General features: G+C 64.9%; 12 protein-coding genes and 2 pseudogenes. 10 read left to right on the forward strand and 4 right to left on the reverse strand.

All coding sequences use genetic code 11. The features are described from left to right. Positions 1-7: 7 nt before the first annotated feature. The 3 genes from ACQP1G_RS20500 to ACQP1G_RS20510 form a co-directional block, all read right to left on the reverse strand. Positions 8-4,378: a TIR domain-containing protein gene (locus ACQP1G_RS20500; protein WP_433206680.1), complete on the reverse strand. Its 4,371-nt coding sequence runs from the start codon at positions 4,376-4,378 to the stop codon at positions 8-10. 78 nt (positions 4,379-4,456) lie between these two features. Then, the gene (locus ACQP1G_RS20505) at positions 4,457-4,891 is read right to left on the reverse strand and encodes a DUF4231 domain-containing protein (protein WP_433206683.1); all 435 of its coding nucleotides are present in this window, start codon (positions 4,889-4,891) and stop codon (positions 4,457-4,459) included. A 428-nt stretch (positions 4,892-5,319) separates the two neighbouring features. Next, positions 5,320-5,679, reverse strand: a complete 360-nt coding sequence (locus ACQP1G_RS20510) for a hypothetical protein (protein WP_433206686.1) — start codon at positions 5,677-5,679, stop codon at positions 5,320-5,322. A 457-nt stretch (positions 5,680-6,136) separates the two neighbouring features. On the opposite strand from ACQP1G_RS20510, the gene ACQP1G_RS20515 reads away from it, so the two are divergent. From ACQP1G_RS20515 to ACQP1G_RS20545, 7 genes are all read left to right on the forward strand, one after another. Further along, positions 6,137-7,297, forward strand: coding sequence for a hypothetical protein (locus ACQP1G_RS20515; protein WP_433206689.1), 1,161 nt, complete (start codon positions 6,137-6,139; stop codon positions 7,295-7,297). A 249-nt stretch (positions 7,298-7,546) separates the two neighbouring features. After that, on the forward strand, positions 7,547-9,682 hold the full coding sequence (locus tag ACQP1G_RS20520; protein WP_433206692.1) for a hypothetical protein: 2,136 nt from the start codon (positions 7,547-7,549) through the stop codon (positions 9,680-9,682). 288 nt (positions 9,683-9,970) lie between these two features. After that, positions 9,971-11,833, forward strand: coding sequence for a hypothetical protein (locus ACQP1G_RS20525; protein ID WP_433206695.1), 1,863 nt, complete (start codon positions 9,971-9,973; stop codon positions 11,831-11,833). A 340-nt stretch (positions 11,834-12,173) separates the two neighbouring features. Then, on the forward strand, positions 12,174-13,979 hold the full coding sequence (locus ACQP1G_RS20530) for a hypothetical protein (protein WP_433206698.1): 1,806 nt from the start codon (positions 12,174-12,176) through the stop codon (positions 13,977-13,979). A 140-nt stretch (positions 13,980-14,119) separates the two neighbouring features. Further along, positions 14,120-14,962, forward strand: coding sequence for a hypothetical protein (locus tag ACQP1G_RS20535; protein WP_433206701.1), 843 nt, complete (start codon positions 14,120-14,122; stop codon positions 14,960-14,962). A gap of 67 nt (positions 14,963-15,029) precedes the next feature. Next, positions 15,030-16,871, forward strand: a complete 1,842-nt coding sequence (locus tag ACQP1G_RS20540) for a type IV secretory system conjugative DNA transfer family protein (RefSeq protein ID WP_433206704.1) — start codon at positions 15,030-15,032, stop codon at positions 16,869-16,871. Then, positions 16,868-17,734: a DUF4913 domain-containing protein gene (locus tag ACQP1G_RS20545; protein ID WP_433206707.1), complete on the forward strand. Its 867-nt coding sequence runs from the start codon at positions 16,868-16,870 to the stop codon at positions 17,732-17,734. The genes ACQP1G_RS20540 and ACQP1G_RS20545 overlap by 4 nt, the downstream gene beginning before the upstream one ends. Before the next feature lie 103 nt (positions 17,735-17,837). Here ACQP1G_RS20545 and ACQP1G_RS20550 read toward each other — a convergent pair. Then, positions 17,838-17,966: pseudogene (locus tag ACQP1G_RS20550) on the reverse strand (IS982 family transposase); the annotation flags it as partial. Positions 17,967-18,654: 688 nt separating this feature from the next. Here ACQP1G_RS20550 and ACQP1G_RS20555 point away from each other — a divergent pair. The 3 genes and pseudogenes from ACQP1G_RS20555 to ACQP1G_RS20565 all read left to right on the forward strand — a co-directional run. Beyond that, positions 18,655-19,011: a hypothetical protein gene (locus tag ACQP1G_RS20555; RefSeq protein ID WP_433206710.1), complete on the forward strand. Its 357-nt coding sequence runs from the start codon at positions 18,655-18,657 to the stop codon at positions 19,009-19,011. Between the two features lie 1,036 nt (positions 19,012-20,047). Next, positions 20,048-20,575, forward strand: a complete 528-nt coding sequence (locus ACQP1G_RS20560; RefSeq protein ID WP_433206713.1) for a hypothetical protein — start codon at positions 20,048-20,050, stop codon at positions 20,573-20,575. Positions 20,576-20,715: 140 nt separating this feature from the next. Further along, positions 20,716-20,820, forward strand: a pseudogene (locus tag ACQP1G_RS20565) (IS982 family transposase); the annotation flags it as partial. Between the last annotated feature and the right edge of the window lie 5 nt (positions 20,821-20,825).

Genomic DNA, 20,825 nt, shown 5'->3' on the forward strand with positions numbered 1-20,825 from the left:
GGACTGCTTACCCGTCCTGTGCGGGCGGCAGTGCGGGGCAGGTCCGTTGATAGGGCAGGTCATGGGAAATCCATTGCTGCCACTGGTTAATTGACAGACTGGTTTTGAGCTTCGCGCACAGCGCATCGGCGTCGGGTGTCAGTATCGGCACCTGATGTACGACTCCGTCGCTGGTTACGAAGACCACGTTCGAATTCGTAACGGCGAGACTGGAAATGGATGGTCCTGGCGTCGCAACGACTGCCGATACTGACTCGGTGCCGCTTTGTTCGGCAAGCCACACCGAGCCGCCGTTGTCCACGACGGCGACAGTCTTCCCGTCATCGCTGACGACGGCACCCCTGATTCCTTGAGGAAATGGGAGCTGCTGGTTCGGGGTGCCGGGGCGGATGATCAGCAGGTCGCTGGCATCGTAGGCGGCGATGGTGCTTCCGTCACGGCTGATACTCAACGCTTGGATCGGTATCAGCAGCTGGATTTTCTGGTCCAGGATTCCCGGGCGGATGATGGACAGACCGCCATCCGCATCACCTACTGCGACGGTGCTCCCATCACTGCTGACGGCCACACCGGCGGCCGGTTTCGCTAGGTGTCGGCGCTGGTCGGGGACACCTGGGTGAGTGATGAGCAAGTTGCCCGCCGTGTCATTTGCAACGATGGTGCGTTCGCCATCGCTGACATCCACACCAGCGATCTGCTGCGGCAGCTCGAGGCGCCGCGCCGAGGTTCCGGAACGAATGATGTCGACAGCGTTGGCGTCCGCCGCCCAACCGATGACTGTGCTTCCATCAGCGCTGAGTGTCGACCCGATGTCGTTCGGCGGTAATCCGATGTGCTCGACCGGGCGATCGGGGCGAATCACGAGTACGTCGTTGTCCCCGAGTACGGCGACGGTGTTCCCGTCACCGCTGACGGCCAAGCTGGCGAACTGCTTCTGTGGCGTTAGGAACTGTAGTCGCCGGTCCGGGAAAGCAGGGCCGGTGATGAGGAGGTTGCCGTCGTCATCGAGGGCCGCGACGGTGCGCCCGTCACGGCTGACGGTGATATCGGAGATCTGGTGCGGCATTTGCAGGTGTGGCTTCTGGGTTCCGGGATGAAGCAGCAGCCAGGTGCCGTCGCTGCTGCTCGTGGTGACGGCGTTTCCGTCGTCGCTCACCACGACCAGTTCGATCGCCCCCGGTAGCTGCAGTCGCTGGTCGGAGGCACCGGCACGGTTGATTAGGAGATTTCTGTTGAGGTCGCCGACGGCGATGGTGCTTCCGTCGCGGCTGACGACAACACTCCGTGACTCACCCTGTAGTTTCGCGTGCTGGTCCGGGATCCCGGGACGGATTATGAGCAGGTCGCTCGGGCCGGCGGCGGCGATAGTGGTTCCGTCGCGGCTGACAGCTACACCCCCGACCGCTCCGGGTAGGTGTAGCTGTTGCGGTTCGCGTGCATCGGAACGGTCGATCACCAGCACACCGCCGTTGTCGTCACCACCCCCTGCGACCACGGTGCTGCCGTCACCGCTGACGGCCACGCTCCGATAGCCGTTCGAAGGCACGTGCTCGTCCGGTGCGCCAGCGCGGACGATCATCAGGTCGCTTCCGTCTCCTGTGGCGGCGGCGATGGTGTCGCCGTCATCACTGATGGCCACGGCATTGCCGGACGTGCCCGACATACGACGAAGCGGTTCCGAACGGCCGGAGCGAATAACAAGCAAGTTTCCACTGGCATCGCTGGCAGCGACCGTGCCTCCGTCGCCGCTGACAGCTACCGCGCCGACACCATCCGGCAGCTTCAGTCTCTGATCAACACTGCCGTTATGAATGATCAGCAGGTTGCCATCGTCGTCACCTACCGCGATGGTGCTGCCGTCGCGGTTGACAGCCACATCATTGACCCGGTGCGGTAGTTCGATCCACTGGTCGGCAGCGCCGACGCGGTTGATGAACAGGTTGCGAGTGTTATCGCCAGCGGCGATAACACTCCCGTTTCCACTCACAGCCAGATTCCCGATCTGGCCCGGTACGATTTGGCCCGGTAACCGAACCTGCTGATCGGGGGAGCCGCTGCGTGTGATGACCAGACGGTCATCGGTCCTGACGGCGACCGTAGTGCCATCGCTGCTGGCACCCAAATCGCTACTGTTTAGGGTCACTTCGGATCTCCAGGTTCTGGCGATGGTGCTGGTGCGGTAGCGAGCGTTGAGGACAGCAGAATCGGTCGTGCCAGGCGAGAGGGCGTGCGCGGCGAGGACCTGCTGAATGGCGCGGTAGGGGCCGTCGGCGGTAGTGCCGGTGAACATGCTGTCGGCCTGGTCGGTGAGCTGGGTTGCTACTGCTTGCTTCGCGAGCGTTTCCGCACGGTGGGTAGCGGCCTGGGCTCGATGGCTGGCCTGGGTTTGGGCGATCAGGCCGATGACCGCGGCGGTGGCGGTGAGAACGGTGACCACGGTCAGGACGAGGAGGATGCGTGCGCGGCGACGCAGGCTGGTGATCTGGTCGTTGACCTGGCGGCGGGACGCGATGAGGAAATCGGCTGCGGGGGCGAGTCGTTCCCGGTAGCCGGGTTGGGTCGCGAGGATTTCCGCGTCAGCCAACCGGGAGCCGGTCCACAGCCATGCGGTGCCGCGGTCGTTGCGGTGCCAGTCTGCGGCGGCGCGTTCGATGTCGTCGGCGGTCCGCAGGTCGGCGGCTTCGGTGTGCAACCAGTCGGCCAGGGTGTCCCAGTGCCACAGCAAGCTTTCCATCGCGACTTCGACCACGGTCTCGTCTTCGCCCTCGCTGGTGGTGCGGCGGTCCTTGAGCAGCAGGCGGGCATCGACAAACCGGTCCAGCAACCCCCGCGCCGCCACAGGCAGATCGTCCCAGAGCGCCACCCGCCGCTGCGGGACCTCGCTTCCGGCGGTCACGGTGGCCAGCCACGGGATGAACGCCGACCGCAGCACGTCGAGTTGCTGTCGGCGGGTGGCGGGGTCGGGGTCTAGGACCTGGTCGATCTGGGTGGCGACGATCCGCTCGATGCCCCCGACCGCCATGTAATGGTCGAGGGTCAGGACACCGGTGGAGGCGTGCGCGCGGTACAGCTCCGCCAGCGTTAACGCCAGCAGCGGCAGGGTATCCGCGCCGTCGGCGCAGTCGGTGAGCAACCGGTCGACCAGATCAGCGGTCAGCTCGAGCCGGTGTGGCGCGCGGACCGCAGGAGCGGTGATGATGTCGCGGAACCGGTCCGGCGACAGCGGTTTCAGCTCGTCGAACACCTCACTGCCGACCTCCGCCAGCATCCGATGTGACTGCAGAGCGTCGAAACGATCGGTGCGGATCGTAAGTGCGACGATCACCGACGGCCGCACCCCCGCAGCATCGGAGAGCAGGGCACCGACCAGCTCCAAGAACACCTGATTCAGGCCTCCGGCATCGGCCGCCAGCAATTCCTCGGCCTGGTCGACGGGCAACACCAGCGTCGGTGCCACAGCACCGGCGTCCAGTAGCCGAGTATGCGCGGCTTGCTGTATGCCGGTGAGCCATCCCCTCAGCCTGAGCACATCGCGATCGATGAGGGCGGCGGCGATCGTGCCCAGAGACGGGCCGGTGAGAGCGAACCGTGTGCGGGCGGCATGGATGGTGGCGGCCAGACCGTGCACACCGCCGACAGCGTCGCGCTCGGGCCGCACCAGATCCAGCAGCACGAAATCCCGGTCGTCGCACCGCAGCCTCGGGATCAGTCCCGCTCGCAGGAACGATGACTTCCCAGTCCCCGACGGGCCGACGATAACGAACAGCGACCGCACCCCGCCCATACGCATCGCCCGCAACCGGTCCATCGCCCGCACGATTTGCCCGTCACGCCCGAAGTAGACCGCGGCGTCGTCAGGATCGAACGGCTCCCACCCCCGGTACGGAGACCGATCGGGATCATTTTCCGGTGGCCACACCACCACATCCGCGCCGATCCCGCTCGCCCGCAACCCGGCCAGCAACCGCTCCAACCCGGCAGTCGACATGGACACCGGATCCCCCGCACCGTCGACCGAGACGCCAGTCGACGGGCCATCACCATACAGATCGCAGCGCTGCCATTGGCACGTCACGTCGACACCGGTGATCGGCTCCACCCGGACACTGAACACCTGCTTGCCGAGATACTCCGCGACCCGGTACTCCGCGAGGCACTCGTGGGAGGCCAGCCATCGCTGCGATACCAGCACGATCACCGCCTCGCACCGGTCCGAGGCGTCGCGTAACGCGTCTTTCCACTCCTGGCCCGGCTGCAAGTCATCGACGTCGAGGAAGATCTCCCCCGCCAGGTCGGGCTGTTGGCCGATCAGCCACCGTTTCACCGCGACCGCGATCTGGGTGTCGGCGCTGGCATGACTGATGAAAACCCGAGCCATCGGTTACCGGGCCCTCCCCGAGACAGCACAACGACAGTGCCGCAAGGGTATCCGGTCCGACACAGGTTCGGGAGCCGTTCAGTCGGTCGCCGAGGGTGTGCGCTGCTCAGCCCATGACGCGGTCTCCCCTGCCATGATCGCGTCCATTCGCTCGGCCAGCACCCGACGGCGCTCTGGGCCTGTGTAGGGGCCGGCTTCGGACACGTAAAGGAAGCGTTCCCGTTTCAGCGCCTCCGCAGTACCGCGATACAACAACCACGTCGACTGCCACTGGAACATCTGCTGCACGCCCTCGGCGATCACCACCACCGCAGCCACACACGCGGTCACCCAGCCCGTCACCCCGGCCGCGGCCAGCACCGGCACCACCGCGGACACCACGATCTGAGCGACCTTCACCCGCTTGTACGCGCTCTGCGCCCACGCACCACGAGACCGATACCAACCCAGCTGATCCTCCAGCCGCCGCCACACCGGATCCGCTGAATCACCATCATCGGCAGGCGTATTCATCTGTGCCACCACTCACACATAGCACGAACCACACCGGCGACTCTTCGGCCACCGAAATTGCCTAGGTCCGATGACGCCCGCGCTAACACCCCTGCGCTTCGAAGCTCGGGTTCCGATTCCGGATCATCAATCCAGGCTACCGCCCACTCCCACAACATAACTCGCCACTCCACGCGCCGAGAAGTTCCCGACGCCACGGTCGTCCAGCTCGCCGTGAGCGCCCCATGAAAACCGCCCCGGGCGGGCCACTTCCAAGCCTGCGACAGTCTCCCGGCACGATCGAAGACTGTTGCAAACAAGCCGCCGATCTAGCAAGATCTGATCTGCAAGAATTCGATCCCAATCAGGTTGAGCCGCAACAGATCTAACTGGCGATAGAACCGACCGGATCATCGACGCAGCCGAGCGGGATCCTGAAAGCGCAACCGCTACCAGCGGGTTCGCTGACCGCGCCGACGCAGCCGCCGATCGACACGAGGACGACGAGTGCTGACCTGTTCACAGGCAGCGCCCGGAGAAGTCATGCGCCCCGGCGCTGCCGGTGTCGGCACCGACACCCGGATCAGGCGGTATCGGATCGACTGAAGGCACCGCCGGACGATCGCGAGGGCAGCTTGTAGGAGCACCGCGAAACCGAAATACAGGTGGCTCAAACCTGCGATCGACACGATGCAGGCGTAGGAGTTGTATGCCTCACTCGCCGGATCGTCCTCAAGTCGACCAGCGCCTCCCCGATGCTTGCCGAAATGAGTTACGCCGCCGTAGTTGTAGGTGGCGATCAACTCCATCGAACTCCTCGTACTCGAACGGTGCAGGCTCAAACTATGGTGCGCCGAAAATGGCCGCCATGCCAGCGATTTGCTGAGGCAGGCAGTGTAAACCGAAGCGGTGCAACTGATGATCGGCGAGGTTCAACCGAGCCGGTGTCGTTGACGTGATCGCGAACTGGCGCGCGTACTGGCATGCGCGCTGCATTAATGCAAACCGCATTAATGCGGCTACTGGAATGGGCTGGGCGACACCGGCTGTGATGGGGAGTGGGCGGTCGCACAGAAATTCGATCCGCGGCCGCCTCCCTTCGTGCGGAACACGTTTCGCCAGCACCAGTCCCCTGCGGCGTGTTCCCTCGAAGGGCCACCACCGCCAGGAAATGAAGCTGACCATGCGCCACATCACCAGTGCCGACCAGGAATTGGCCTCGTGGAGAAATCCTGATTTCGGCTTCCTCGATGGCGGGCGGCGGCGATGAATGCCGAAGTCGATGCCGTAGCCGGGTCGCCAGCGATGCTCGCGCGAGCAGTTCAAACTGGTGCTTCGGTGATGAACCTGTGGATGAATTTGAGCCGCGAGGCCCGCTCGGCTGTGGAAAGCCAGCTCCGTATCGCCAATGACAAAGCCGAGACAGACGCCAGGCTCAACAGCATCACTCAACGCGACGAGCGAGAAACCGAAAAGCACCAACTGGACATGCAGGCCACCCGCCGAAGCATGGAGCGCGGTGATGAGGATATCGCGCGACGGAACCTGCTCGACGCGAACAAGGATGCACGCGGTTGGGCCGAACATGTCGCACGGATGGACAACAACTACGCGCGCAAAGCCCTCCTAGGGTTGGAGGCGCGGATCAAGGTGGCCGATTATCGGCGGCGAACGAGCTACGCCGCCGCTGAGGACGAACGCGATGCTGCGCAGCACGAAGCCCGGATGACCAACTTCGCGGCGTCGAAGGCGGTTATCGAGGACGAAGGCCGCATCAACCGGGCCGATTTCGACCGCCGTGCCAGCGACAGCGCCGCCGAGCAGACACGTCGCGACGATCTGAACGCGGCCCGGATCGCAGCCGTCAACCAGCAGGCCGCGGGGGAAGCGGAGTTGCTGCGGGAGAAGGTTGGGGAGGTGCGCGACCGCCGCGAATTCCGGCGCAGGGCGCAGGGTTTGAGCGAGGACCTGGCTCAGCAGGCGGAGGCCGATGAGAGCGTGATGCAGGCGGCCGCCCGATTCGGAGCCGCTGTCGGTTCAGGCGATCTGAGCGAGGAGAACGCTGAAGCGGCCGCGCAATACTTTGCGCGACTGCGTGAAGACGCCGATGTCGATCCCGAGGCCTTCGTCGAGGAAGCCCTGCGCGCGGGTGAGGTACCAACGCCCGATATGGCGACTGAGGGAACTGTCGAGGCTATGGCCGCCGACGCGACTTTCCGCACGATCAAACATCACCTCGACAGCGAAGGCGCGCCAGAAGAGGTGACACAGCCTGACAGCGGGGAACAGATCGGGGAAGCGATCGAGGCGGCTGTACCGGATGTCGAGGCAGCTACGCAGTCAGAGAACCTGGTCGATCAGGTCGCACCCGCAGCCGCGCCAAGCGCAGCGCGCGCGGCGAGCACCGGACCCGATGCATCGGAGTGAAGTGCTGATGATCGCGACAACTGCTGTGCTGCAATCGAATCCGGTACCGGTGATCCAGGAGAAAGCCAGTGGCGCGTGCACGGTTCCGCATCGACCGGCCCACCCTGCTCGGACGCGCCGGACAGCCGAGGCACAAACGAATCGTGGCGCGTGGCGGGGTGATGTTGGAGTGCCCGATTGGGCACCTCACGACGTTGGCCTCGCACACGACCGCAGCCGACGGGGCACGCACGGCGCTAGGACCGGCCAGTGATCACCCCACAGCCACAACCCAGTACCGGCGGCACGGTTGTGATTGTCGTCCCGCAGGCCGGTGCATCCTCGACGCGTGAGGCCGCGCGCGCAGCGCAGCGGGCCGCGACGGTATTGCGAGACGACGGACGCGCCTTCTTCGAAGCGGATCCGGCCGGGGAACCCGTCGCAGCGGCGGACGGGTCCTACCGGGTGCACATCCCCGACCGATCCGACGTGCAGCGCATCCGCCAGCTGCTCACCGAACAAGCAGCGATGACGATCGTCGGCGAAGAGACCGCGAACAATACTCAGACCAACAAGGCAGCGGTCGCCTCGGAGAACCGACAGCAACCCTCGCCCCATGTACCGCAGGCGCCCACCAGCGCGGGAGCACCCGGCTTGTTGGCCGACCGGTCCGGGCCTGTGCAGCGGATGGCGCATCTGTTAGTCAAGATTGCGTTCCACCGCGCCAAAGACGAACAGGTCGAATGGGAATGGCGCAGGCCACCCGATCCAGGGACACTGCAGATGGACGGCGCTTTCGAGGATTCGATCGCTCCCGCCCGAGCCGCGGCCGAGGAGCGGCTGCGGCGCCTGAACTACGACGGCTCGCAACCAGAACTGGCAGCGGCGCTGACCGACGCGCTGATGTGGCGCGACAGTTCGCCGGGCGCGGCTGAGGCGCTGGCCAATCTGATCGAATTCTATCGAGCCGAACACGGGCTGATCATCGACCCGGCAACCGGGGGAGTCGGGGTGGACCCCGACATCGACCCGGGGTGGCAGGAGTTCAGCGAGGTACGTGTAGCCGACCTCAAACGGGCGGTGAGCGCGAGGAAATCGGTCAACATCGTGATCGAATCGGCTGGCGTGCTGCCGCACGAACTCGCAGCGGTGAAGGCGGCGTTGACGCACTGGCTGATGTCGTTCTCCGCTTCCGCCGACGACACCGAGCGCGAACGTCTCAAAGGGCTGCGTGAGGAGGTTATTTCGGCGTTTCCGGCTCGGCCCGAACTGGCTGCGGCCAGGGGCACAGTCGAATTCACGCTCGCCTACTTCTCCGGGTGGCGGTCCGAGGAGTTCGACTTGCGCGGCTCACCTGTCCTGGTTGATCCAGGGGAAGAGGTGAAAGGGCGCGCCGCGAGCCTTCGCGCCGAAGCCGGTGTCGCGTCGATGCGACCTCAGGCGCTGGCAGAGTTGGCGTTGTTGTCCCCGCCCGATCAGCGTTTGGCCGCGGAGCCATCGGATTCGCCATGGTCGGACTATGTGAATCGGGATGTGTTGCAGCGGATGCTAGGTGAGCATGTAGCAACGATGATGGCCGCGCACGCCTACGCCGACCAATGGGCGCACGACCCTGGTCGACCGATCGACGAGTCGGTCGACGCGGTGGTGATACAGATGGCTCAGCAGCGCAGCGCGATCCTTGCGATGGTGCGCGATGGGCGCGGCCTCGAGCCGATGGAGCGTGACCTGCTCCGCTGTCTGGTCGACGAGGCCGAGATAGGCGAGATGAACGTGCCAGCATTGGTGTTGGTCGATGAACGCTCCAAGAAGCTCGCCGATCTGCTACAGCGCTCCTGGGCGGGGACCCGGACCGCGCAAACAGGTGAGCAGCAGATCATCTCCCTGCTCGAGGATGCCGGAGTCGGTATCGGGGATCTGTCGAATACCGCTGTCGAACCGGTGCGCAGCGCGTTGGAATCAACAACGATCAGTATTGGAGGACTGGCCCGAGGCTTTGCCCGCGACAGCGCTGCGGCCCGCCTGGACTGCCATTCACACGCGGACGAGCTCGATGAGCAACTGTTCAGGGCCGGTGTCGGCGACGACGTCCGCTTCAGGGTAGGCGACGCGTTGAGCGAGTCGATCGCGGCAGCCTACGAACACGCGATGGTGACCGACGAGCGCGGCCGCTGGTTTGACGCGCGGATGAGAACAGTTGCCGCAAAACGTGATCGCGCCGCGATCTTGGATCAGCCTGCGGCGGCCACTGTAACCGTGGCGGGTGTCGATGACACCACCACCACTACGGCGTTGATCGAAGCAGTATTGCCCCCGGCACCCGCTCGCGACTGGACCGTAGAGGAGACCTCGCCCGGGTCAGGATCACGGCCGGGCACCGACGTCGACACAGGTCCAGATCAGTGAACACGTCCCTTCGCCGCATCCAAGCAGACACCGAAACCAGTCGATCTGCAACACGATATCAGGTTGAGCAGTGAATGAACCGTCCGCTGCACCCACACCCGGGTCTGGCAGAGCCCTCGTAGGAGCCAGGAGCGTGGCCGCTGCTCGCGTCGCGTGCCCTGGCAGGCGAACCTTGCCCGAGATCGCGGCGGCATCGGGTGTGCAGTGGTGACCGGCCGTCACACTGTTGGTGAGCCGGCGGTGCCGTCGCTGCGGCCAGGCCCGCGTCCGGTAGGGCGACGCCAGCAGATGACGTACCTGCTGGTGTGGGCGGCGTTGCACCGCGCCTCCCTGCTGGCCGCCGACAACAATCCCCGCGATCAGGTGACCGACGCAGAAAACCAAGCTGCACAGGCACGACAACTGGTGACCAGCCCAGCCCCGAGAGAGCAGGTCGCCGCGGCACTGGGAGATGCGCTCGCGCGGCGCGCAATTGCCAAGCGCGAGTACGTGAACGCGCTTACGGCCATCGGCCGACACCATGTCGACCTCGGCTCAATCGTCGATGGCGTAGGCGCCGCCGAACTGGCGGCCGCACGGTCGCGGCAAGCAGACTTCGAGCACAGCCGCGCGGCGGTCGCGATCTTCGTCGAGCACTATCGCAGCGAATACGGCCTGCTCATCGATGTCGACGCCGCAGTGATCGGCATCGACCCGAGCTTCGACGCGGAAGCCGACCAACACCGGCGCGAAGGAGCCACACAGTGGAACCGGGAGCGCGCAGCGATATCAGCGGCCCTCGGCATCCTCGACAGGATCGAACTCACCGATACCGACAAGGCGCGTGCACGGGCGCGTCTGGTGATCCCTCGCTCACGCACCGAACGCGATCAGATGTGGGCTGACCTAGCGGACTTAGGAATAGCCGAGCATCACTGCACGACGGTGCTTTTCGTCATGGACTATCTGTGTGGCGGGACAGCCGATATCGATCTGATCGGTGAAACACCAGTTCTGCTCGATCCGGGCGAGGAGATCAAAGGCGCGATCCGCGACACCCTGCACACGGCCGCCGATCCTCGGAGCTGGGATATCGGCTACGCCCCCGAGGACGCCTTGTCCGGCACCGCGTTCGAACACGATCTATCCATGCTGGTCCTGCCCGATCAGCACCGTGTGCGGGCTCGTCGGGACGCGATCCTGAGCGGCGAAGCCGAATCCGAGCCGCTGTGGCCGGAGTATGTCAATCGCGATGCGCTCGACCAACAGTTGCGCACATACAGCCGAGGGCTTGAGATCGCTCACGGATACGCCCGACAGGTACTGGACCGCCCCGACACCCTGGCCGAGCGCGGAGTCCAGGGGTTGCACGACCTCATCGACGACCTGGGCGCCCAACGCGCAACGATTCATGCACATCTCCAGGATGGCTACGGGCTGCTGCCCATCGAGGCCCAGCACATCGAGCACATCCTCGACGAGCTCGACCTGGGCGACACGGTGCTGCCCGAGATGCGGCTGGTCGGTGAGCGGCACAAGCGCGACCGCGATCTGCACCGATACGACCACCTGCCCATTGAACTTGCCACCACCGCGCGACTGCAGATGATCGCAGTCCTCGAAGACGCTGGAGTGCCGATCTTCGCCTACGACCCCAACCACGAGCTGCGACCCTGGGACGACTCAGCGCCCGTGCACACCATCAGCAGCCACATCGAACAACTCGCCCACGGCGCGAGCAATGGCCACCACAGCGAGCAGGAATTCGAGTACGCACTCGGCAAGCTCGTCTCGACCCTGGAAACAGCCGGTGGTGACACGACTGTCTGCGCGGCGTTGGGATCGATGATCCGAGGATACGTTCGGTCGGCACAGTTCCACGGTGCCGAGATTCGGGAGCGCCGATCCGATTGGCACAGCCGCACCACCGAGATCGTGCGCACTCGTGACCTCGGGTCGCTCGCAGGCAGCGAAGTCGACCCGAACCATGCCCGCGATGTCAGCGTGGCTGCCGACACCATCGGCGCGGACAGGGGCGGCGACTTCATCACCGCGGCACTACCCGAGGGCATCGACCGCACCCTGATGACCGAATCATCCCCGCGACCATCTTCAGACCCGCCCGCCCTCGGTGCTGAGCCCGGGCCGGTAGCCGAATCAGGCCCAGGGTAGGGGAACGAAACGGTGACCAAGGCAGCCGAACGATCAGGCAGGCGACTGGTGTATTGAGCCCACTCACCAGCATCTGTGGTGCTGCCGCAGTCGGCCAGACAGAGGCCGGGCAGCTCAGGAATGTGAACGGACACGACGAATACGAGCCCCAAGGAGGAGTCGACATGCACTGCAACACACCAGATGTCGCGCGATCAAATCCTGCTTCACACCGATCCACGGTGGTCACCAGATGGCGAACGCGGCACGCCGCGGCCGATATCGCCGGACACTGCGATCGTCGACCGATCCTCGTCACCCGCGGGGTTGGCGCAAGCGAGCCTGGATCAGGTGTTCTGCGATGAACGACGCCGATCGCGCCGATCATTTGGCCCCCAAACTGGTAGGGACACCAGAAGGCGCCCATCAGCAACTCGCCTTCCTGTTCGTGTGGGCGGCACTGTACCGGGCCTACGACGATATCCAATCACTCAAGGCTACAAACGGGTTCACCGACGAGGACCGAGAGAAATTCGAGTCCGTGATGCGCGCACGCGGGTTGTCCGGACCGCCTCAGGAGGCGTCGGCAGCCCTGCGTGAGGTCGTGGTGTGGCGTGAACACTCAGACCGCGCCCGAGCCGCGGCGAGCGCTCTTGTCGAGCACTACCGCCGCGAGTACGGGCTGCGCATCGACATCGATACCGGCGTGATCGCGGTGGACTGGAACATCGATGGCTTCGGCGAACAGCAGTGGCGCACAGGAGCCTTGGAGTCCAAGCGCGAACGCCTCGCCCTCGCGGCCGCGCGCCATTGCCTCACCGCGGACGCAACCGGACAGGACCTCGCGGCGGCACACCAAGCGCTGCGGGTGCCGCGCTCACCGAGGGAACGTAACCAGATACGCAGCGCGTTGTCCGCGCTGGGGGTGAGCGACAGCGACTCCACGACAGCGCTTTTCGTTATCGACTACCTGTGCGGCCGTACCGAGTCACTGGATCTGTATGGGGATTCTCCAGTGCTCGTCGATCCCGGCGAAGAGCACAAGGCGCGGATCCGCGACACAGTGCAATACGCGCCGCTTCCCGATCCAGACCCGTTCGACAGCACGGAGAATGATCTATCCGGGCCGGCTTTCGACGAGATGCTGTCGGTTTTGAGCTCACCCGATCAGGAACTGGTGCGGTCTCGTCGCGACGCGATCCTGGACGGAGCGACCGGTTCCGAGCCGATCTGGCCGAACTACATCAGCCGCAGCGAACTGCAGGCAAGGCTGAGGGGATATCGAGGACACGTCCGTGAGGCACACCGGACAGCGCAGCGATTGATCGACGGTTCTAAGTCGATGACACCTGAGCCATGGGACTTACGCGAAGACATCTATAGCCTGGTCGACCGACTACGCAGCAGCCGCGCGGAGATCGATGATCAGCTCGACCACGGGCACGGGTTGCTGCGTCTCGAGCAGATCCACATGGACAACATCCTCGACAAGATTGATCTCGGTGAGGTGGCGGCGCTGCCGGAGCTTCTGTTTATCGGGGAGATGCACAAACGCGACTGCGATAGCGACCGCCGTATCAGTGAGCCATCGGCCGTGGCCACTGGCATGGGCCATCGGATGGTCGGTGCTCTCTACGATGCCGGCGTCACCGCAGACCAGTACGACACCGGTTACGAGTCGCGATCACCGCAATCGCAGGCTGTTCGAGATATCGAGGATTACGTCCTGATACTCGCCGCCGGCGAGACCGACCTCCATGACCGGCACCAGCGCTACACCGACGCACTAGCCTTGCTCGACAGCAGCCTCGACGACGCCGGAGCGCCAGCAACCGCGCGGGCGCAGTTCCGGGTCATGATCGAGGAATCGGTCCAATCAGCGGCAGTCCACGGCACCCAAGAACAAGAACGTGGGGCGGCATGGCGATCACGGATATCGCAGACCACAGCGGCGCGCGACCGCGGTGAGCTCACATTCACTGATCCGCATGCGAGTTTCCCTCGCCGCCACAAGGACGTAATCGTCGCTGAGCCAGACACCGGCCGCGGGCACGACATCATCGCCGCTTTACCGCCCGGTGTGGACCGAACACTGACCACCGACCACGCGGGGGGAGGTCCGGACCAATCACCGAACGCTGATCGCGGAATATCCGCAGGGCCATAGGCCAGGCCGAAAACCGCTGATACCCACATCTTCTCGTCGAAACACTGACGAGCGGCGACGAACGCAGGGGACACCGCATCCGGCCGCCGTGAAACACCCTTTCCAGCACGTGCGGCCTCGACATGTGAGGTCGACGAACAATGACGGATCCCCATCCCGCCACCAACCACCCGCAATCCCAACGCCTATCCAGCCCGCCTGCTCCTGATCCGACGATGGCGGGGCAGAACCTCCCGACCCGAAACGCACTGATCCCACCGAACATCCAGACCGCGCCGGTCGGATTCGACTACACGCTCAACGCGATCGAGGATGCTTCCCTCGCCGGTTATGCGCGCGACATCCAGAATCTCGAGGCCCAGCACACCCTCTTGGCCGAGCAAGCCGAGCGCGAAGGGTTCGACCCGGCCCGCATCCGGCAGCTCGAGCGGTTGAATGCCGCGATCAGTGCCGCGACCCGCGACGCCGCCCGCAGTGGGCTGGACCAAACAGATATCGACGCCTCCTACCGTGCTGGGCGCGATGGCGTGTTCTGGCACGAACGGCCCGGTGCCCGCTATCTCGGACGCATCGAGCAACTGGGTACAGAGTTGGCAGCGGCACGGGCCGAGGCAGCCCAAGTCAAAACCGAGCGGGATCGCCTCGAGACCGACCTCGTTGCGGTCACCAACGCCAACACCGAACTCGACCGGCAAGTCGCCCGGATGCAAAGCGAGGTGCTGGATAAATGGATGACTCGCGACATCGTGGATTTCGTACGCAATCCTTACCCCTCGGCCGCCGTGGGACCCGAAGCTGCTGTCACACAGCCCGATATCCCCGTGGTTGCCGCTGAGGGCGGCGAACCAGCCGCCGGGCAGGTGATCGGCGAAGCGATCGGCGCCGTCATCCCTGACGGCACGAACACGCACTGGTCACCGTCTGGCGCGACGGCAGCGCCGTCACAGCAGGCGCCGGGACCGAGCGCGGGACCAGTCGCATGAGCCCGCAGCATGCGCGCACGACCGGCGGCTGGCGATCGACGGGGACCTCTGTCTTGGAGCGTCGTCGATGAGCGCCGCACGCGAATCACGGCGCCGGACAACCGCGGGGATGGGCCCGGAGCTGACCAAACTCGTCGTGCTGCTCGCGGCGATTTTCCTCGGATTGTGCCTGTGGGGTGCGCTGAGCGTGGGCAGCCTGTGGGCGGGGCAGCCGGTGCAGATGAATCCCACCGCCGCGCTGGTGGAAGTTGTGATGGGGCAACGGCGATGGCCGTGGCAGTCGACCCTGATCACCGCCGCGATGGCCGGGGCCGCCGCAGCGGTGGGATGGCGGATCTGGCGCCGTCGTGGTGGACGACCGGAGATCGACGCGGCCGCCAGGACGATGCAACGCCCACGGGATCTGAGGATCGCTCGGGTCAGCGACAACGCCACCGCCGCGCAGCGGCTGCTGGCCGACGCGCCGCCGCAGATCCGGGACATGAAGGGCCCACCGCTGGGGATAACGGTCGCCGCTGATGTCGCGCTGCATGTGCCCGCGGAGTTGGGGGCGTTCTTCGAGGCCGGTACCCGGACCGGAAAGACCATGGCGTGGGCGGTGCCCGCGGTGCTGTCGGGGTGGGGTCCGGTGCTGGCGACCTCGAACAAACCGGACCTGTTGCGGCACACCCATGTTGGCCGTGAGCAGCATGGCCAGGTGTGGTTGTCGGATCTGCAAGGGGTCACCGGTGAGGTGGTGTGCGGGTTCTGGGTCGATCTGCTGCGGCAGGTGAGAACGTTGGCCGCGGCCCGCAAACTCGCCTCGTTCTTCGTCTCCGCCTCGAAAGAGCCTGGAGCAAAAGTTGATTCGTACTTCGACGGTGGCGCGCAAGAATTGCTCGCGAGCTATATCTTTGCCGCCGCATCGGCGGGGGGAGACCTGCTGCACGTCGTGGAATGGCTGGGACGCGACCAGGACGAGACACCGGCGTTGCTGCTGCGCAAGGCGGGCAACGAGATTGTGGCTCACCGCATTCTGGAAACGCAGGCCCTCTACAGCCGTCAACGCGACGGCCTCTACGACATGGCACGACGGTTCCTGAACGTCCTGAGCGACGCCACCTACGCGCACATGGTGACCCCGCCGAGCCGACGGATCATCAGCGCCCACGAAGGTCCCGACGAGAAGGTCATCGTAGACATCGAACAAGCCGAGCCCACTCACGATCTGCCCGAGTTCGACCCACGCGCATTCGTCCGGTCCACCGACACGTTGTATGCGTTGAGCATGGCTGGGCCGGACTCGGCGTCCCCGCTGACTGCGGCGCTGGTGGGACAACTGCTGGAGTCCGCGCTCACCGTGGCGCGGGCGCGCCCGGATGGACGGCTGGCGGTGCCGATGCTGGCGGTATTGGATGAGGCCGCAAATTGCTGCCCGATCGCGGCGCTGCCGGACTACTACACCTACGCCGGAGGACACGGCGTTGTGTTGCTGACCTTCTTGCAGGTCCTCGAACAGGGCAAGGACCTGTGGGGCGAGAACGGATTACGGATCATCCGCGCGCAGTCCATCGAGGTCTACGGCGGCGGGATCGGCGACACCGAATTCCTCGGCCAATGGTCGGCGCTCAGCGACGAACACGACGTCGCCGACCACTCCCACAGCGTCGGACCGGGCGGGATCAACCGCAGCCTCAGCTGGCGGGCCGAGCCGATCCTGAACGTGGCCGCGCTGGCGGCGTTGCCGAAAGATCGTGCGCTGGTGCGGCTGCCGGGCCACAAACCGGTGCTCATCCGCAAGATCTGGTGGCAGGACACCGAATTCGCGGTGGTCATCCAGCAATCCCTGGACCGATACGCCAAGGCCGCCTTATCGAACGCACCTGTGCTCACCGAGGTTGCCGCGCCAAACGGACACGAGCAGCGATGACCGGCAAACAAAAGCGCACACCACCCCCGCCGAAGTACCGCGACTTCGTGACCTTCGCCCAAGCGTGGCTTTTGCCGGTGGTCAATGTGCGCTTGGCCGAAGGGAATCGGGAAGGCACCTACACGTGGTGCCCGTTGTGGTGGAGCCATCGCGCGGTATCGGTGCGGATCGCGCATCTACACCCGGCCTTCGAAACCTCACGGGCCCGCTCCGACGGGGGCGCGGTCAGCTCGTATCTGCTGCACCATGTCGACGCGCACTTCCGAGTGATCATGGACGCGGCCAACGGGCCCCTGCATCGCTGCACCCGCACCAAACATGTCGCGGTCCCCTCGCTCACAGCCGAACCGGTGCCGCCCGGCTGGTTCGGACTCGCGACACCGACACCACCACCACCACGATCGCCATCAGGTGAGGACTCTGCCCAACCTCCGCCTTTGCGGTTCACCAGCTTCGTCGACTTCGTCGAACAGTGGCTGCTGCCGGTGACGTGCTTCCGGCTGGCGGGCAAGAACCGGGAGGGCAACCTCACCTGGTGTCGGCAGTGGTGGCGGCACAGGGCCGTGGCGGTGCGGTTCGCCGCACTGCACGCGGTATTCGAGGCCGCCCGCCGCAGCGACGACGGCACCGCGATGAGCAGCCTGTTCATCAACCACATCGACCCACAGATGCGCATGATCCTCGATGCCGCCAACGGGCCGCTGTATCGATGCTCGCCCGAACACCACAACGACATCGCAGCCTTGTCGTTCCGCGCGGTACCCGAAGGCTGGTTCGGGATGCCCGGGGATGAGATCCCTGTGGAGGAGGCAGGATTCGGACCCGACTTCCGGATGCTCAGCGCGGCGTTCAGCACCCCTTGAGACCGCGACGTGGCGTCGGCGGCACGGGTTTTCGTCGGGCCGCTGGTTGTTCGGCCTGGATCCGGACGCGACTGGATGAGTAAGTCCGAAGCCTGGTCAGTGATTCGTAGGCGATCAGTGACCGGGTGACCGGTGCACCGATGGTGTCGTTGTGCCAGATCGCGGCAGCCAGGGCCAGTACGCGATGAGCCACGCGCACGGCCGCCCATGCCTGCTGCACGATGCGAAGACCCGGACTGTGGCCACCCCTCGTGCACGGCGGACTTCGCGCAGACTGCCGAGGAGGTGATCCGGGCCGGGTGGGGGTACCGCTGTACGACGTGCCGGATTGCCGCCTGCCGGGCCTGCTATGAGGCCACAGGCAGTGAGAACCTGGCGACCACGCGCGGCTTCCTGCTCGAGCCCGGCGACGAGCGGCCGCATCCGGCGGACGAGATCATGCTCCGACTTTGCTGGATTTGTGCGAGCCCCGTCACGATCTTCGACGAGTGAGCGACGGAACGGGTCACCCCTACCTGGCCACGGTCAGCATCGCCGCCGTCAACCAGTGGCTACGGCACGGTGGAGAGCGGGCACACGCTGGCCCCGCTATGAACAATGGATTTTCCAATTAGGCTGTGGGAGAAGACATTTTCTCCACCTGTCGGATTGCAGAGGACTCCGGATGCAAACCGTGGGGATGGCGATCCTCATCGTGGTCGGCCACGGCGCTGTCGCAGTTCTTGCCCTCACCTTCGCCGCCAAAGTCCCTCTTATCGCGGTCGCTGTGTCGGTCGGTGCTGTCGTCGTCACACGTCTGTGTGTGCTGAGCATGCAGTGGCTGCCTCGGCTGTGGGTGAGCTGCGCCGCGCTGAAAACGATGCGGTCACCGGACGCGTTTCGGGCTGGTCCTGCTCATCGCGCGGACACTAGTCGTTCCGGTGCGCCTGACCGGATTGGGTCGTCTGGCCCAGCGGCTAGATCTGTCACTCATCGATGAGCAACCCGATCAGGAACTGTTCGGCGTGCGGATAGCGGAGTTGGCATCGTTGAAAGGCACGGATGCGTATCTGGTACTCCATCCGGTCTTCCTACAGCTCTGGATTCGCTCGGGACCGTTGTCCTGGCGCCAGGACGTCCGCTTCGAACGCGAGAAACTCCTCAACACCACATTCTTCGAGCATGATCCCGACGGCATCGGCGCGAGCGACAACCTATACCGCAGCTCGGTGGGCACTTTGTCTGTCTCCCTGACTGACCACCACAACCTCTACATCCTGCTCCGCATCAACCCTTAGCCCGCTCTACCCACATGGGCTGAACCGAGCAAGGGCCTCACCAAGCCGACGGCCCTCATCACCCCGCCGGATCCCTTGCTACCTCGACCGTCGGCTCATCGACGAGTCGGTAACAGTGGGACTCCCCTGAAGCTCCTATCCATCAATACTCAAAACGATGGGTGTTCAGCTGAATCTTGGTCGATCAACCAACCACCGCAGACCACCTCACATCACCAACTTCTTAACCCGGACAACGGGATCCATCCTCCACGCACCGCGCTCATGAAACACGGGCCAGGTCGCCAAGTTCCACGTCCGGGACCGGTCCCCGATGTCGTGGGTAGGGTCTGCCCGATGAGCGGACTCTCCGATCGATCACGCCCAGCCGAGACGGCGAACATTTGGACTCCTGCCAGGATCATCTGGTGGGTGATAGGCGGGGTGCTCGGGACTATCCCTGATCACCGGCACCATCATTGTGGGCGTTGTTGTCGGGCTACTGTTCGGGGATGAGGGCAGCTTGCTGTCGTCTTATGCTGTCGGCTTCGCGGTGTCGGCAATCTACCTCTGTTGGCGTGTGACACGGGCGATTCGGCATACGGAATAGGCTCCGGCGGTGCCATCCAGCATTCGGGTGGCTCCTCGGAGGTGTCTGCTCGCCGCTGGGGTGGCAGCCCGAAGATGCAGAGGAAGACCGCGATCGTGGTGTTCTATCGCCGGTTAGATCTGTTGGCGCTCAACCCTGATGGGGTCCGAACTTGGCTGGACACGATCATGTATGAATCGTCCTTCGTGTGTAACACCGAGCTGTGAAACCTCGCAGCTCGTCATCGTTGTTCACGCACAGTGTGGTCGGGGGCGTCGAGGCAAGTTGCCACCCCCTGGTCTTCTGGGCACTCCTCCCATATGTGCACGCGCCTGCTCGGTCGCCTGTCCGACCCGACCTGCGGCGCGGCAAATCCGCAACAGTAGCACGAAACACGGACGCACCGGCTTTTCACCACACGACACGGGAACCTGCGCGGAGTATCCGCAACAGTGGACAATGATCGGTGTGGACCGAGACGCAGTGATAGATCAGTTGGTGGCGAAACTCCCCTCCGCCGAGGAATTCCTGGCGGGCCCGCCGACACACAGACCGGGAACACCGTGTTCGGTCCACGGCACAGCATCGTTCGCGTTCGAGGGGTTCACCGATCCGCGGCTGCTGCTGGCCTTGGGCATCGGCCGGGCCGGGTCGATCCGTGTCGCATGGTGTTTGTGGGGCGCAGCTGGCAACCGACCCAACCCCGACATAGCTGTACCGGTAGCGATTCCAGCCACACTGAGTGACCCGGCACGGCGCGCACTGCAACTGCTGGCCGTCGATCAGAACGAGACCGAAGAGGCCGCAGCATCCGAGCTCGCCGACATCAACGTCGCCCGCGAGATCACCCAACTAGCGATGACCGTCCGCGGCCGAACACCGGAGAACGATTCCACGGCAGCCGATTTCGGCGCGACGATCCATGCTGTTCTCCCCGGTACAGGCGATGTGGACGTGATTTGCCTGGGCACTCCGATATGGATCCGCGCGCAATAACGACAGCGCTAGCACCCGGGCCAAGGTTCGTCGCGTCTCGGTCTCCGTGCCCACGCCGCCTCACCGCTGCTACGGACACCAGGCGTTGCGCGGCGAGCAGGCGGCCAGGCGCACCCACAACCAAAGGTGTTCTCTCTTTCGCTATCCGCGTCGCCCAGCACTTCCTCGCGCTAGCCGCTGCGATCTGGCACAACCACACCATCGGCGCACCCGTCATCCGGCCACCGATCGCCTGCGGCAACTGACCGTG

This window comes from Nocardia sp. CA-107356, from assembly GCF_050946365.1.
In the GTDB taxonomy this organism is placed as follows: domain Bacteria; phylum Actinomycetota; class Actinomycetes; order Mycobacteriales; family Mycobacteriaceae; genus Nocardia.

Excerpts from the sequence above, each read along its gene's own strand:
- ACQP1G_RS20500 (WP_433206680.1), bottom strand. The coding sequence starts at position 4,378 with ATGGCTCGGGTTTTCATCAGTCATGCCAGCGCCGACACCCAGATCGCG.
- ACQP1G_RS20505 (WP_433206683.1), bottom strand. The coding sequence starts at position 4,891 with ATGAATACGCCTGCCGATGATGGTGATTCAGCGGATCCGGTGTGGCGG.
- ACQP1G_RS20510 (WP_433206686.1), bottom strand. The coding sequence starts at position 5,679 with ATGGAGTTGATCGCCACCTACAACTACGGCGGCGTAACTCATTTCGGC.
- ACQP1G_RS20515 (WP_433206689.1), top strand. The coding sequence starts at position 6,137 with ATGAATGCCGAAGTCGATGCCGTAGCCGGGTCGCCAGCGATGCTCGCG.
- ACQP1G_RS20525 (WP_433206695.1), top strand. The coding sequence starts at position 9,971 with ATGACGTACCTGCTGGTGTGGGCGGCGTTGCACCGCGCCTCCCTGCTG.
- ACQP1G_RS20530 (WP_433206698.1), top strand. The coding sequence starts at position 12,174 with ATGAACGACGCCGATCGCGCCGATCATTTGGCCCCCAAACTGGTAGGG.
- ACQP1G_RS20535 (WP_433206701.1), top strand. The coding sequence starts at position 14,120 with ATGACGGATCCCCATCCCGCCACCAACCACCCGCAATCCCAACGCCTA.
- ACQP1G_RS20540 (WP_433206704.1), top strand. The coding sequence starts at position 15,030 with ATGAGCGCCGCACGCGAATCACGGCGCCGGACAACCGCGGGGATGGGC.
- ACQP1G_RS20545 (WP_433206707.1), top strand. The coding sequence starts at position 16,868 with ATGACCGGCAAACAAAAGCGCACACCACCCCCGCCGAAGTACCGCGAC.